Here is a 12,439-nt window from a genome sequence, read left to right as displayed (position 1 = left end):
CAGAGGCTGCCGGAATCTGGCTGGCAGGCGTATGGCAAGCGTATGGCAAACGTATGGCAGTTTCGCGCGCCGCGCTTACTCCGTGGTAACGGTCTGGCCGGGTCGATGGGGTGGAAGGGGGGCTGTCTGCCCCCCGTCCCCGCTGGCGCGGGGACCCCCCCGAGGATATTTTCGGACAGAAGATGCCGGGTCGGGCGCCGGGTTCTGCTGTAACGTGTGACGCCGGTGCGCGGCGCGGCTAGCGGCGGCGGATCAGGTAGGCGGTGGCGTCCTGCGCGGGTTCGGCGCCGAGGTAGCCGTGGCCGGATTCGGCGCAGAAATGCGGCACGTCGATCGCCGCGGCCGGGTCGGTGGCCAGCATGCGCAGCACCTGGCCCGGCGCCATCGCCTGCAGGCGCTTGCGCGCCTTGAGCACCGGCAGCGGGCAGAGAAGGCCGCGCGCGTCGAGTTCGAGGTCCCAGGGGGACGGGGTGGGGCCGGTCATGGCGCCGGTCTAGCGGCAGGGGCGCGGGGCGTCCAGCGGGTCAATGCGCGCGGCGCTCCAGGAACTCGACCAGGGCGGCGCGGTCGGCGGGGTCGGGCAGGCGCTGTTCGGGCATGCGCGAGCCGGGGGTGTAGGCCTCGGGGCCGTGTTCGAAAAGCTCGGCCACGGTGCGGGGCGTCCAGGTGATATCGAGGCGGCGGAGCGCGCCGGAATAGTCGTAGCCTGGCGCGGTGCCGATGCGGCGGCCGAAGACGCCGTGCAGGGTCGGGCCGGCGCGGCCGCGGTCGTCGGGGTCGAGCGAATGGCAGACCGCGCAGGCGCGCCAGACCTGCGCGCCGCGGCTGCCGTCGTCGAAATCCTCGGCCAGCGGCGTTGCGGCGGTGCCCTGCCGCGCGCCATCGGATAGTGCGAAGCGCCGGATCGTGCCGTCGCCGCCGCCGGTGAAGAGCGCGTCAGCGCCCATCGCCAGTGCCCAGACCGGGCCCTGGCCCGAGGCGATCTCGAACCGGATGTCGAGGTCGCGGGCGGCGAGCAGCCAGACCGTGCCGTCGACCGCGGCGGCGGCGACCAGCCCGTCGGCGGCGGCGACGGCGACCAGCGGGCGGTCGGTCAGGAAGCGCTCGGGCAGAAGAGCGCCGGTATCGGAGAAGAGCCGCAGCGCACCTTCGGCGAAGGGCACGGCGATGCGGCCGCGGGTGATGGCGAGGCCGTTGGGCAGGTCGGGCAGGTCGCTGCGCGCGGCGAGCCGCCCGTCCGGCGCCCAGATCGCGAGGCGCAGGTCGGAGCCCGCGCTGGCCAGCCGCCCGTCGGGCAGATGCGCAAGGCCCATCACCCGGTCGCCATGCGCCGGCCAGCGGTCCATCGCGAAGCCGTCGAGGGCGAGCGACAGGATCGTGCCATCCCAGAAGCCCGCGGCCAGGCGGCTGCCGTCGGGCGCGACCGAGAGGGCGGCGACCTGCGCGGTGCCGCGCGGCGTGGCGAAGACGGGTTCGCGGCCGTCACGGTCCCAGACGGCGACGCGGCCGTCCTGCCCGCCGGTCGCCAGCCGGCCGTCGGGCAGATGCGCGACGGCGGTGACGTTGCCGTCGTGGAAGCGCAGCACCTGTTCGGCGCCCCCGGTGTCGGCATTCCAGAGGATCGCGCGGGTGTCGAAGGCGCCCGAGAGGACCTGCGCGCCGGACACATCCAGCGCGCCGACCGGCCCGCCGTGGCCGATCAGGTCCTGCGCCGCGGCGGGCAGGGCCAGCACGAGCGTCAGCGCGGCGAGCGCAAGGCGTCGGCAGGTCACGGCGTTCAGTTGCCGATCAGGTTCTGGCCCGGGTCGGAGACGCGCGCGCCTTCGGTCGTGAAGGCGGAATGCGAGGGCGTCTGCCAGGTGTCGTGGAGCAGCAGCGCCGCGCCATAGGCGAACACGACGGCGATGACGACGGCGGCGAGAAAGGCTTTCATGGTGTGGAACCTCCGTGGCGGGGGACAGGGGAAACAGGGGAGGGCGCCGGCTGGCGCGCGAGTTCCGCGCGCAGCGCGCGCGCGAGGTCGAGGTAGATGCGGCCGAGCGGGCCGTCGGGGTTGCGGGCGGTGACCGGCTGGCCGGCGTCCGAGGCGGCGCGCAGGTCCATCGTCAGCGGCACGGCGCCTAGGAAGGGCACGCCGAGGCGTGCGGCCTCGTCCCGTGCGCCGCCCTGGCCGAAGATGGCGTGTTCGGCGCCGCAGGTCGGGCAGAGGAAGTGCGACATGTTCTCGACCAGGCCCAGGATCGGCACGTCGACCTTGCGGAACATGGTGATGCCGCGGCGCGCGTCGATCAGCGACAGGTCCTGCGGGGTCGAGACGATGACCGCGCCGGCAAGGTCGGTGCCCTGGGCGATGGCCAGTTGCGCGTCGCCGGTGCCAGGCGGCATGTCGACGAGCAGGATGTCGAGCGTGCCCCAGTCGACCTCGGCCAGCATCTGGGTGATGGCGGACATGACCATCGGGCCGCGCCAGACCATCGCGGTTTCCTCGTCCACCAGAAGGCCCATCGACATCGCCTTGAGGCCGTAGGCGTCCATCGGCAGGAGCCGGCGGTCGGCGCCCATGCGGGGCTTTCCGCGCAGGCCCAGAAGCGTGGGCAGCGAGGGGCCGTAGATGTCGGCGTCCAGAAGGCCGACTGTCAGCCCCAGCGCGCGCAGGCCGAGGGCGAGGTTGACGGCGGTGGTGGACTTGCCGACGCCGCCCTTGCCCGAGGCGACGGCGATGACCCGGGCGACGCCGGGCAGGACCTTGGGCCGGGGGCGGGTGGCTTGCGACAGTTTCGGTGGTTGTTGCTGGGGCGCGGGGGTGTCCGCGGTCAGCACGACCATCGCCTGGGCGACGCCGGGCACGGCGCGCAGGTCGGCATCGGCGCGGTCGCGCAGCGGGGCGAAGCCCGCGGCCTCCTCGGGGCGGATGCGGATGGCGGCGCTGACGCGGCCGGCCTGGACCGAAATGCCGGAAAGCCGCCCGGAGGCGCCCAGCGTGCCGCCATCCGGCAGCGGCAGGGCGGCCAGCACCTGCCGCGCCCGTTGGGCGAGGGCGGTGTCATCGGGGCTGTTGTCTGGCGTGCTCATGGCTCGGATCAGGGCAGCGGGGCGGAAGGCCCCGGGGGTGAAGAAAGGCCGCCCGGCACCGGGGTGACGGGCGGCCTGATGCGGGGGCCGCGGCGGCGGGGAACGGCCCGAAGGGGACCGGCCGCGCGGCCCGGCCAGGCTCACTCGGCCGGGGTGGCGCGGGCGCGGGGCGGCGGGGACTTGGCGGCGTCGCGGCCCAGCTTCTCCTCGACCCAGAGGGAGTGATGCTCGCGTGCCCAGTTCTCGTCGACCTCGCCGTTGCCCATCGCGTCGAACGCCCCCTCCATGCCGAGCGAGCCGATGTAGATATGCGCGAGGATGATGGCGACCATCACTGCGGAGACGACGGCGTGGATGACCTGGTAGAACTGCCAGCCGGTGCCCGGGCCAGCCTCGCCGGGGAAGAGCAGCATGATGCCGGTCCAGGAGAGCAGCGCGCCGCCGATGATGACCGACCAGAAGATGATCTTCTGCCCGGCGTTGAACTTCCTGGCGGGCGGGTGGACGTTCTTCTGCAGCAGGCCGCCGGCCTGCTTGATCCACTCAAGGTCAAGCCGGTTGGGGATGTTGTGCGCGACCCACAGCACGAAGACCATGATCAGCGCGGCCATGAACGGCCAGGCAAGGTAGTTGTGCGCGATCTTGCCCCAGGCCGAGAGCGTGCCGAAGGCCCCCTCGCCGATCAGGGGCAAGAGGAGGGCGCGGCCGAGGATCAGGTTGAGGCCGGTCAGCGCGAGGATGATGAAGGTCGTCGCCAGAAGCCAGTGAGCGAAGCGATCGATGATGTTGAAGCGCAGGATCTTGCGGCCCGAGAAGCCGGCCTCGACCCGGACGCGGCCGCGGTAGAGGTAGAAGGCGACCAGAAGGGCCAGCATGCCGAGGACGGCAATGATGGTGATCCATTGCAGCGTCCCGGTGTGCAGCGAAGCCCATGTGCGCCCCGACGGGTCGATCAGCACCGAGGCGCCGGAATCGGGGATGCTGATCCGGCCGGTGACCGACTGGCCGGATTGCAGCGCCTCCATCAGCGCGCCCTCCTGCACCGAGTTGGCGGTGGGGTTGACTTGCGCCAGCGCCGCGAACGCCGTGGCGAAAAGGCCTGCCGCGCCGAGCGCGAGGCGGGTTATCGGTTGTCTCATCTGCCTGTCCTCCCTCTGTCGCGCTCAGACGTTGACCGTGTCGCCATAGGCCGTGCGCCAGCCCCAGGCGCCCGAGCCATAGCCACGCGTCACGACGCGCTCGCGGTAGATCTCGGCGATGATGTCGCCGTCGCCAGCGAGCAGCGCCTTGGTCGAGCACATCTCGGCGCAGAGCGGGAGTTTCCCCTCGGCCAGACGATTGGCGCCGTACTTCTGGTACTCGGCGGTGCTGAGGTCGGCTTCGGGCCCGCCCGAGCAATAGGTGCATTTGTCCATCTTGCCGCGGGTGCCGAAGTTGGCCATCTGCGGATACTGCGGCGCGCCGAAGGGGCAGGCGTAGGAGCAGTAGCCGCAGCCGATGCAGGTGTCCTTGTTGTGCAGCACCACCGCATCGTCGGTGGTGTAGAAGCACGCCACCGGGCAGACCGCCGCGCAGGGCGCGTCGGTGCAGTGCATGCAGGCCATCGAGACCGAGCGTTCGCCGGGCAGGCCGTCGTTGATGGTGACGACCCGGCGGCGGTTGATGCCCCAGGGCACCTCGTGCTCGTTCTTGCAGGCGGTGACGCAGGCGTTGCATTCGATGCAGCGGTCCGCGTCGCAGAGAAACTTCATTCGTGCCATGTCTTGCTCCTGCCCTTTACGCGGCTTCGATCTGGCAAAGGGTTGTCTTGCCTTCGTGCATGCCGGTCACCGGGTCATAGCCGTAGGTGGTGATCACATTGACGGATTCGCCCAGAACGATCGGGTCGGCGCCTTCGGGGTAGTTGCCCCGCTGATCCTCGCCCTGGAACCAGCCGGCGAAGTGGAAGGGCATGAAGGCGAGGCCCGGGCTGACGCGTTCGGTCACCAGCGCCTTGACGCGGGCGCGCGAGCCGCCTTCGGCCCCGGTCACCCAGACCCAGCCGCCATCGACGATCCCGCGGGCATCGGCGTCCCGCGTGTTGATCTCGACGAACATGTCCTGCTGCAACTCGGCCAGCCAGGGATTCGAGCGCGTTTCCTCGCCGCCGCCCTCGAACTCGACCAGGCGTCCGGATGTGAGGATGATCGGGAAGTTCTCGTGCACGCGGTTCTCGACCCCGGCCATCTGGACCGAACGGCCGATGTTCGGCATGCGCTGCTGTCGCCGATCCTCCAGCGTCGGGTAGTCGTTGACCAGATCGGGGCGCGGCGAGTAGATCGGCTCGCGGTGGACCGGGATCGGGTCGGGCAGGTTCCAGGCGACTGCCCGGGCCTTGCCGTTGCCGTAGGGCACGCAGCCGTGTTCCAGCGCGACGCGCTGGATGCCGCCCGAGAGGTCGGTCGACCAGCTGACTGCGTTGATCCGGTCCTCGTCGCCGTCGCCGATCCGCTCGATCCAGGCGAGTTCATCGGCGGTGAGATCGGCATCCCAGCCCAGTTGCCGGAGCAGCGCCATGGTGAATTCGGGATAGCCGTCCTCGATCTCGGACCCGACCGGCCAGCTGCCTTCGGCCAGCAGGGTCTGCCCGTCGCGTTCCAGCCCGAAGCGGGGGCGGAAGGCGCCGCCGCCGCGGATCGGCTCCAGCCCGGTGTTGTAGAGGATATGCGAGCCGGGGTGGCGGAACTCGGGCGTGCCCCAGCAGGGCCAGGGCAGGCCGTAATAGTCGTCGCGCACCTCCTCGGGGGCGTCGGGGCCGGCGCGCAGCGTGACCAGATCGAAGTGCTGCTGGTTGGCCATGTGGGCCTTCAGCCGCTCGGGCGACTGGCCGGTATAGCCGGTGGACCAGCCGCCGCGATTGATCTCGCGCAGGATCGACTCGGCCGAGGGATAGACGCCGAACTTGCCCTCGATCATCTCGAAGTTCTTGAACATTTCCTCGCCGAAGCCGAGCTTCACCGACAGGCGGTACATCACCGCGAAGTCGTTGTCGGATTCGAAGATCGGCTCGACGATCTTCTGGCCCCATTGCAGCGACCGGTTCGATGCGGTGCGCGAGCCGTCCACCTCGAACTGCGTGCAGATCGGTAGAAGGTAGGTGTTGTCGGTGCGCGAGTGCAGCGCGGCGAAGGTGGTCGGGTGCGGGTCGGCGACGACCAGCAGGTCCAGCGCATTCATGCCGCGCTGCGCGTCCTGCATCCGCGGCACGGTGTTGCCGCCGTGGCCCATCACGAACATCGCCTTGATGTTGTCGCGCTGGTCGACCTCCTCGGCGTCGATCATCACGGCGTCGAACCAGCGGGTCGAGGTGATGCCCGGCACTTCCATGTTCTGTTCCGCCGTGCGCGGGTCGCGGCCGCCCTTGCCCGGAACCTCGTCGAAGCGGCTGACGAAGTAGTCGTAGGGCACATCCCACACGCGGGACCAGTGGCGCCAGGCGCCTTCGCTGAGCCCGTAGTAGAGCGGCAGGTTGCCGACATCGAGGCCCAGGTCCGTCGCCCCCTGCACGTTGCAGTGGCCGCGGAAGATGTTGGCGCCGGTGCCTTCCTTGCCGACATTGCCGGTGGCCAGCAGCAGGTTGTTGTAGGCGCGCACGTTCGCGGTGCCGACGGTGTGCTGCGTGCCGCCCATGCACCAGATGAAGGTCGAGGGCTTCTGGGTGGCGAAGATCTCGGCCACGCGGCGGAGCGTGTCGCCGGGGATCCAGCTGATGTTTTCCACCACCTCGGGCGGGTAAGCCTTCACCGCCTCGCGGATCTGGTCCATGCCCCAGACGCGCTGGGACAGGTATTCGGTGTCCTCCCAGCCGTTTTCGAAGATATGCCAGAGCAAGCCGTTGATCACCGCGATATCGGTGCCGGGGCGGAAGCGGACGTATTCGGTCGCATGCGCCGCCGTACGCGTGAAGCGCGGGTCGAAGACGATGACGTTGGCGCGGTTGACCTCCTTGCCCTCGAGGATGTGCTGGAGCGAGACGGGATGCGCCTCGGCCGCGTTCGAGCCCATGAAGATCATGGTCTTGGAGTTGCGGATGTCGTTGTAGCTGTTGGTCTGCGCGCCGTAGCCCCAGGTGTTGGCCACGCCCGCGACCGTGGTCGAGTGGCAGATGCGGGCCTGGTGGTCGACGTTGTTGGTCCCCCAGAAGGCGGCCATCTTGCGCATCAGATACGCGCCCTCGTTCGAGAACTTGGCCGAGCCGAGCCAGTAGACGCTGTCGGCGCCCGAGCGCTCGCGGATCTCCAGCAGCTTGTCGCCGACCTCCTCGATCGCCTGTTCCCAGCTGATCCGCTGCCATTCCCCGCCGACCTTCTTCATCGGGTATTTCAGGCGGCGGTCGCCGTGCACGATCTCGCGCACCGAGGCGCCCTTGGCGCAATGCGTGCCGCGGTTGATCGGGCTGTACCAGCTGGGCTCCTGGCCCACCCAGACGCCGTTCTGCACCTCGGCGGTGACGGTGCAGCCGACCGAGCAGTGGGTGCAGATGTTCTTGCGGATCTCGATATCCTGGCTGTGGTCCGTCGGCCCGGCCTCGGCCCGGCGGGTCAGCCCGCCGCCGATGCTGCCGAGCGCGGCGAGGCCGCCGACGGTCAGGCCCGAGGCGCGCAGGAAGCTGCGACGGTCGAGCGGTTTCGCGGACAGTCCGGCCGCGACCTGGGCCAGGCGGCCGCCCTGTGCGGCTTCACGGGTTCTGCGCTTGACGAGCATTACTCATTCCTCCCGGCGGTAGTAGCGGTTCGTGCGGTAGAAGTTTTCGACATGTTCGGTGACCTGGTAGCGGGCGCGGGTGCGCTCGCTGCCGGTCTGCTGGGCCTCGACCGGGCGGGCGCCGCCGGCGGTCAGGGCGACGGCGCTGGCTGCACCCAGCGTCGCGCCGAAGAATGTGCGACGGTTGATCGGGTTTCCCTGATCCCTTGGTTTGCGGTCACTCGCCATGTCGATCCTCCCGTTTCGTCGGGCCGCGGCCCGAACGCGTCTTGCTCAAGTCTCAGGCGGCCAGCGCGAAGGCGCGGGCCTCGATATCCACCAGAAGCCGTCCGATTTCAGCCACCGGGCGGTAGAAGTCTGCACTGGGCGCGATGGCCAGGTCATCGAAGAACTGCGCCGCCCAGGGCGCCAGATGACGGCGGAAGAAGGCGGCTTCGTCCTCGGGCGAGATTTCGATCTCGCCCACGGCCATGCCCGCCATGACTTCGAGGATCAGCGCGATGTGATCCTCCGGCTCGTGCCGGTCCCTGGCGCGCGCGATGCCCAGGCGCAGCAGATCGCCGCGCAGGTCCGCCAGCGGACGTTCGTTCAGGAAGCCGGTCAGGTAGAAACTGGCGTAGGGCAGCAACTCGCCACGCCCGACACCGATGAAAAGCTCGAAATACTCGCGCTCGACCGCCTTGAGGTCGGCAGCGGCGGCGGTGCGGGCCAGCGCGGCATAGGCCTGGCCCAGGGGCGAGTCGTCGCCTTGCAGGCCGGCGATCCGGTCAAGCATTGCCGCCTCCGGCGGCGCCGCAAGGATGCGCGAGAGGAAGCGATACTGCTCGCCCCGCAGTTGATCCATGTGGTCGCGCGCTCGCCCGGTTCCGGGCTGGCTGGCTGACATGCTTTGGCTCCCATATCCGGATGCCCGTTTCGAGCATCTCTTATCGTTCTGATTGAAAACCTAGCGCATAACCGATGACGGCGTCAAACGCCTTTGCATACCGAGCCATACCATAGCGCTTCACGGAACCGTCAGGCCGGGCGCGCGCCGCCGTGGCGGGGCGGTGCGACCGCGTGCGGTTCTGCGCTGCCCTCGGAACGGGCGTCTGCCGCTCCCGCGGATTCGGTGCCGGTCCGGGACGAACGGGCCGTGGGGGCGGCTTCGCCGGGCAAGTCGTCCTGAAGTTGCGTCGGGGACGCGTCCTGCCCGGGGTCGCCTTGCGCTTCGGTCTCGGCGTCCTCGGCCGGGGGCGGGTCGTCGGGTTCCCTGCGGTTGACGATGTCGCGCACCCATTGCGCCACCCGCTCGGGGTCGAGCGTGCCGCCATCGCCCGGCACGCCGCCCGGCGTGTTCCAGTCCCAAGCGTAATCGACCGCGATGTCGCTGTGGTCGCGAATCGCCGGGGTCAGCATCCACATCCGGCGCAGGGCCGCGTTTTTCAGCGGTGCGGGCACGCCGGGGCGCAGGAAGGCCTTGATGTCGCTTCCGACGGTCAGCGTGTCGACAGGGGGCAGGGCGGCGAGTTCGTCCTCGCTGATCGGCTGCGCCGGTGCGGGCGCAGTCGGCGCGGCGGGGTCCTGCGCCGGTTCCCGCGACTGGGGGCCGGGCGATCCCGCGGCTTCGGCGTCGTCGGCGGCGGCTGCTGCGTCGCGCGCGTCTGACTTGCGCGCGGCCCAGCGTTCCAGAAACGGCTTCTCGCTCATGGCTTCCTCCCCGCGCCCCACTTTTCCTCGGGCGGCAGGATGCGCGGCGCGCGGGGGTCCATCGCCGCCGGGTCCGCCTTGCTGCGCTTGCGTTTCTTGAACGGTATCTCGACATGGTGCGCGGCGATGAAGGCGGCGACGGTGGCGCGCACGCCCGCCGGCATCGGCACCGCCTCGACGATCAGGTCGGGATCGCTGGCATAGCCCTCGCCCTCGTAGGGGTCGGCGGTGACGCAGACGATTTCGGCCTGCTCGGGCGTCCGGCCACGGATCGCCACCCAGATCGAGGGGTGCGCCGAGGTCAGATTGTCGTGATGATGCCCGGTGTCGCCGGACCAGAGCGTCACATCGGCCGCGCCCAGATACCAGGTCTCGCCCGCCGGTTCCCGGGCGATCAGCTTGTGCGGGGCTGTGGCGGGCTCCTGCGGCAGAACGGCCGAAGGGCGCAATTCGCCCGAACCCCAGCGCGTGACCGGGGGGCGGCGGATTGCCAGTACGCCCATGCGCATGCGTTCCTGCGGCATCGTGTCCTTCCTTAATTCACCGGCGTCAGTGCACCGGATCGCCCGTCTTCAGCGGCAGGCCGACGACCAGGTTCTGCGGCTTCATCCGCACGCCGCCGTCCGGCGCCAGACCCAGGATCAACCAGACCGGATGGCCGGCGATGTCGGCCCGCACCGGCGCGGGATCGGCGAAATCCAGCCGGTAGAGGCCGACCAGCGTATCGCGCGGCGTCTCGCCACGCCAGAGCGCGTTGCCGATCGCGGTTCCCGCCGGGTCGAGCCCGACAAACCAGTGCAGGTCGATGTCGTCAGCGCGCAACTGCGGCGTGACGGTGACCTGAAGCCCCAGCAAATGGGCCAGAAACGCCTCGATCGCGCGCGCAAGCCCGGCGCGCGCCGCCGGGTCGCCGCCGAAGTTCAGCAGGGTCGTGTGCGCATCGGACCGCGACCAGTAGGTCCATTCGTTGCCGCCGCCCAGAACGTCCAGCCCGTCGACCCCACCCGAGAACATCGCGGTCAGGGGCGAGGCGTGCATCTCGGCCTCGAAGAGCTGCACCAGTTCCTCGTCGGCCAGAAGCAGGCGGTCGTCCTTCACATGGCCGTGCTGCGGGCGGAACATCAACTCGGCGGCGCGCAGCACCTGCGCATCCTCGCACCCCTCCAGCGCGTTGCGCAGGATCAGTTGCACCAGCTGGTTGAGCAGCACCACGGGAAACCGGCGCCCCTCGCGCACGATCGAAAGATAGCCGCCCTCGATCGTGCCGGCGCGCAGCAGCCGGTCGCGCATGTCCAGAAGGAAGGTCCAGTTCTCGCGCGCATCGGGGTCGGCCAGCGCGGCGAGTTCCAAATGGCTGACCGGCGCACGCGGGGTGGCGATCAGCCGGGCATGGAGCGCGCGTTCGGCGGGGCAGGCCTCGGGCGGCGGCAGGACTTCGGGGCGGGCGAACCAGGCGAGGAGCAACGCGTCGGTGACCTGCATCCAGCCGCGCGCGTCGAGCCGGGTCAGGTGATGGCCGCTGGCGACCCAGAATTCAGGCATCGCGCCCCCCGCCGGTCCTGGCCGCGTGCAGGGCGACAAGGTCGATACCCTCGTCCTCGTCGGCTTCCTCGAAGAACTCGAACGCCCGGTCGTGGCCCTGAAGGTATCCCGCGCCGAAGGCGGTCTCGTCGCGCGGGCGCAGGGTTCGGAACTGTTCACGGATTTCGCCGCCCTCCTGACGGCGGTGCAGCGCGATCAGCGTGTTGGCGGCATGATCGCGGCAGAGGCTTTCGGCCAGCGCCACCTCCTCCTCGGCGGCCGGGGTGGCGGTGGCGATGTCGGGCGCGCCCAGATGCGCGACCAGCCCGCGGGCGAGCGTGGCGACCATCTCTGCGCGCTCGGCCAAGGTCGCCTCCTGCACCACGACCAGCGTCGAATGGCCGAAACTGCCGACCCCCAGAAAGCCCGAGCGGAAGGCGATCTGCTGCTTGCGGGTCAGGCTTTCTCGGTGCTGGCCCCAGAACAGGAACGTGCCGGGCACAGCCCATTCGCCGGGTTCCGCCGCACGGGCGAAGACCACGGCATCGGATGCGTCCAGCCGGATCGTGCGCGGCAGGCGGATCACAGCTTCGGCCCCGCCGTGTCGCGCCAGCCGGTCGCGCCAAGCGCCTCCGACAGCGGCGGGAAGCGCCGGTTGCCCGAAGGCGTGACCTCGATCATCCGATCCCCCTCGATCCGGCGGACGCCGCGCAGGAGCGGCGGGTCGACGCGCATCAGGTAGCGGTTGGTGACCGCCTCGATCCCGTCATGCTGCCAGCGGTCGAAATAGAGCATCATGTAGGACGCGAAGGCGGCAACGATTTCCTCGGGTGGGTCGAACTGTTCCTCCGCCAGCGAGGTCGAGCCGACCAGGTGGCCGGGCTCCTGCAGGTGGTTGCGGTCGGCGATCAGTTCGGCGGCGAACACCATCCAGTCCGGCACATCCTTGCTGCCGGTGCCGGGTGCGATGGCCAGGCGACCGCCCCCGAGACGTGCCTTGTCGTAGCGGATCTCGTCCGGCCAGACGATGCGGAGGGCGCGTTCGGGCGGGCAATGCGCGGCCAGCGCGTCGGTCAGCGCCGCCATGCCCAGAAGAAAGGCGAGCTGCGCGGTTTCCAGCGGCTCTTCCGGCTCCAGCACGACCGCGAAGGACAGAAGGCCAAGTCCCGCGGTGTCGGCGCGGCTCTGGTAAAGGACCAGCGTTCCGGCCCCGTCCCGGGGCGCGCGCCGGATTCCTTCGGCCAGGACATCGGCGTTCTCGGTCCGCACCAGCGTGTAGGGCGGTGGCAGCGCAATCGCCGTCTGCAACATAGCGGTTCTCTCTATCGCGGTGGCGGCATTTCGCGTCGCCGCCTACCACTCGGCGTGAAGCGGGGTTATATCGCCCAAGATAATGTTTCGATCCGGCAGGGGA

The 12,439-nt window shown here is 70.1% G+C and carries 14 protein-coding genes; all 14 read right to left on the bottom strand.

What is annotated here, in order from left to right; all coding sequences use genetic code 11:
* Positions 1-238: 238 nt before the first annotated feature.
* Entirely contained in the window at positions 239-484 is a 246-nt protein-coding gene (locus IM708_RS02575; RefSeq protein WP_209424748.1) for a sulfurtransferase TusA family protein, read from the bottom strand.
* Between the two features lie 40 nt (positions 485-524).
* Complete coding sequence (locus tag IM708_RS02570) at positions 525-1,772, bottom strand: c-type cytochrome (protein ID WP_209424747.1); 1,248 nt, start codon at positions 1,770-1,772, stop codon at positions 525-527.
* A 5-nt stretch (positions 1,773-1,777) separates the two neighbouring features.
* On the bottom strand, positions 1,778-1,933 hold the full coding sequence (locus tag IM708_RS02565) for a hypothetical protein (RefSeq protein WP_209424746.1): 156 nt from the start codon (positions 1,931-1,933) through the stop codon (positions 1,778-1,780).
* Complete coding sequence (locus IM708_RS02560) at positions 1,930-3,072, bottom strand: Mrp/NBP35 family ATP-binding protein (protein WP_209424745.1); 1,143 nt, start codon at positions 3,070-3,072, stop codon at positions 1,930-1,932. Before IM708_RS02560 ends, IM708_RS02565 begins: the two co-directional genes overlap by 4 nt.
* A gap of 140 nt (positions 3,073-3,212) precedes the next feature.
* The gene (locus tag IM708_RS02555) at positions 3,213-4,211 is read right to left on the bottom strand and encodes a formate dehydrogenase subunit gamma (protein WP_209424744.1); all 999 of its coding nucleotides are present in this window, start codon (positions 4,209-4,211) and stop codon (positions 3,213-3,215) included.
* Between the two features lie 24 nt (positions 4,212-4,235).
* Positions 4,236-4,832, bottom strand: a complete 597-nt coding sequence (fdh3B, locus tag IM708_RS02550) for a formate dehydrogenase FDH3 subunit beta (protein ID WP_209424743.1) — start codon at positions 4,830-4,832, stop codon at positions 4,236-4,238.
* A 16-nt stretch (positions 4,833-4,848) separates the two neighbouring features.
* Positions 4,849-7,815 carry a formate dehydrogenase subunit alpha gene (locus tag IM708_RS02545; protein ID WP_209424742.1) on the bottom strand — a complete coding sequence of 989 codons (2,967 nt, stop codon included), beginning with the start codon at positions 7,813-7,815 and terminating at the stop codon, positions 4,849-4,851.
* A gap of 3 nt (positions 7,816-7,818) precedes the next feature.
* Positions 7,819-8,043 carry a hypothetical protein gene (locus IM708_RS02540; protein WP_209424741.1) on the bottom strand — a complete coding sequence of 75 codons (225 nt, stop codon included), beginning with the start codon at positions 8,041-8,043 and terminating at the stop codon, positions 7,819-7,821.
* A 52-nt stretch (positions 8,044-8,095) separates the two neighbouring features.
* Positions 8,096-8,701, bottom strand: coding sequence for a molecular chaperone TorD family protein (locus IM708_RS02535; RefSeq protein WP_209424740.1), 606 nt, complete (start codon positions 8,699-8,701; stop codon positions 8,096-8,098).
* Positions 8,702-8,832: 131 nt separating this feature from the next.
* On the bottom strand, positions 8,833-9,504 hold the full coding sequence (locus tag IM708_RS02530; RefSeq protein ID WP_209424739.1) for a DUF3306 domain-containing protein: 672 nt from the start codon (positions 9,502-9,504) through the stop codon (positions 8,833-8,835).
* Entirely contained in the window at positions 9,501-10,028 is a 528-nt protein-coding gene (locus tag IM708_RS02525; protein WP_209424738.1) for a DUF3305 domain-containing protein, read from the bottom strand. Before IM708_RS02525 ends, IM708_RS02530 begins: the two co-directional genes overlap by 4 nt.
* A 25-nt stretch (positions 10,029-10,053) precedes the next feature.
* Positions 10,054-11,046: a DUF6352 family protein gene (locus IM708_RS02520; RefSeq protein ID WP_209424737.1), complete on the bottom strand. Its 993-nt coding sequence runs from the start codon at positions 11,044-11,046 to the stop codon at positions 10,054-10,056.
* A complete protein-coding gene (locus IM708_RS02515) occupies positions 11,039-11,611 on the bottom strand; it encodes a DUF6505 family protein (RefSeq protein ID WP_209424736.1) in 573 nt (190 codons plus the stop codon). Before IM708_RS02515 ends, IM708_RS02520 begins: the two co-directional genes overlap by 8 nt.
* Positions 11,608-12,336 carry a biotin/lipoate--protein ligase family protein gene (locus IM708_RS02510; RefSeq protein ID WP_209424735.1) on the bottom strand — a complete coding sequence of 243 codons (729 nt, stop codon included), beginning with the start codon at positions 12,334-12,336 and terminating at the stop codon, positions 11,608-11,610. The genes IM708_RS02515 and IM708_RS02510 overlap by 4 nt, the downstream gene beginning before the upstream one ends.
* Positions 12,337-12,439: the final 103 nt, after the last annotated feature.

This window comes from Pararhodobacter sp. SW119 (assembly GCF_017811755.1).
Classification (GTDB): domain Bacteria; phylum Pseudomonadota; class Alphaproteobacteria; order Rhodobacterales; family Rhodobacteraceae; genus Pararhodobacter.
Note: the sequence above shows the minus strand (reverse complement) of the source record. Positions and strands in the feature narration are given on the sequence as shown.

Excerpts from the sequence above, each read along its gene's own strand:
- IM708_RS02575 (WP_209424748.1), bottom strand. The coding sequence starts at position 484 with ATGACCGGCCCCACCCCGTCCCCCTGGGACCTCGAACTCGACGCGCGC.
- IM708_RS02565 (WP_209424746.1), bottom strand. The coding sequence starts at position 1,933 with ATGAAAGCCTTTCTCGCCGCCGTCGTCATCGCCGTCGTGTTCGCCTAT.
- IM708_RS02560 (WP_209424745.1), bottom strand. The coding sequence starts at position 3,072 with ATGAGCACGCCAGACAACAGCCCCGATGACACCGCCCTCGCCCAACGG.
- IM708_RS02555 (WP_209424744.1), bottom strand. The coding sequence starts at position 4,211 with ATGAGACAACCGATAACCCGCCTCGCGCTCGGCGCGGCAGGCCTTTTC.
- fdh3B (WP_209424743.1), bottom strand. The coding sequence starts at position 4,832 with ATGGCACGAATGAAGTTTCTCTGCGACGCGGACCGCTGCATCGAATGC.
- IM708_RS02545 (WP_209424742.1), bottom strand. The coding sequence starts at position 7,815 with ATGCTCGTCAAGCGCAGAACCCGTGAAGCCGCACAGGGCGGCCGCCTG.
- IM708_RS02540 (WP_209424741.1), bottom strand. The coding sequence starts at position 8,043 with ATGGCGAGTGACCGCAAACCAAGGGATCAGGGAAACCCGATCAACCGT.
- IM708_RS02535 (WP_209424740.1), bottom strand. The coding sequence starts at position 8,701 with ATGTCAGCCAGCCAGCCCGGAACCGGGCGAGCGCGCGACCACATGGAT.
- IM708_RS02530 (WP_209424739.1), bottom strand. The coding sequence starts at position 9,504 with ATGAGCGAGAAGCCGTTTCTGGAACGCTGGGCCGCGCGCAAGTCAGAC.
- IM708_RS02525 (WP_209424738.1), bottom strand. The coding sequence starts at position 10,028 with ATGCCGCAGGAACGCATGCGCATGGGCGTACTGGCAATCCGCCGCCCC.
- IM708_RS02520 (WP_209424737.1), bottom strand. The coding sequence starts at position 11,046 with ATGCCTGAATTCTGGGTCGCCAGCGGCCATCACCTGACCCGGCTCGAC.
- IM708_RS02510 (WP_209424735.1), bottom strand. The coding sequence starts at position 12,336 with ATGTTGCAGACGGCGATTGCGCTGCCACCGCCCTACACGCTGGTGCGG.